The sequence below is a fragment of the Rhodohalobacter sulfatireducens genome (assembly GCF_022012475.1).
GTDB classification, from domain to species: Bacteria; Bacteroidota; Rhodothermia; order Balneolales; family Balneolaceae; genus Rhodohalobacter; species Rhodohalobacter sulfatireducens.
The window spans coordinates 1-687 of record NZ_JAKLWS010000106.1; the positions used below are offsets into that span (position 1 = coordinate 1).

Here is a 687-nt window from a genome sequence, read left to right on the forward strand (position 1 = left end):
ACCATCGTCACCTTCAATGTCGGTATCATCGTTTACGGTAAATGTCAGGCCATTGATCATAAACGTGGAGCTTGTTGCTGAAGTAATTGACCCGTCAAACTCGAGTTCATCGCGGTCCTCATCATCGTCACCATCATCATCGCCGTCGTCGTCTCCATCTTCGTCACCGTCGTCTCCTTCATCGTCATCATCTTTATTGCTTTCAAATTTGACGGTAAGTACAAGTCTTGTGTCATCTTCTTCAGGTTCATATACGCCTTCGGTAGTTACAACGTGGCCATTTGTAAGATCCTCAGAGACGGCCTGCAGGCTCATTAAATCACCGTCATTATCAAATTCGGTATCATTATTGATGAGATAAACCTGGCCATTGATCAGTTCGAAAGTGTTAGATGATGTGTTTACGGTGTTGACTCGTCCGCCGAATTCATACTCTTCTTCATCGCCGTCTTCGTCTCCATCTTCGTCACCGTCGTCATCCTCTCGGCGTTCGACATCGAACTCTACTTCAATGACAATGTTTTGGTCGCCGTCTTCGTAGTATTCACCTTCGGCGTCAACTTCATCGCCATCATTCAGGGCATCCACCACATCATCGAGAGTATTCACACCATCGTCACCTTCAATGTCGGTATCATCGTTTACGGTAAATGTCAGGCCATTGATCATAAACGTGGAGCTTGTTGC

The 687-nt window shown here is 46.0% G+C and carries 1 protein-coding gene; it reads right to left on the minus strand.

The window, feature by feature from the left end:
• Positions 1-687 (minus strand): DUF5666 domain-containing protein (locus L6773_RS21295; RefSeq protein WP_255727832.1); only part of this gene is annotated, 687 nt, incomplete at both ends.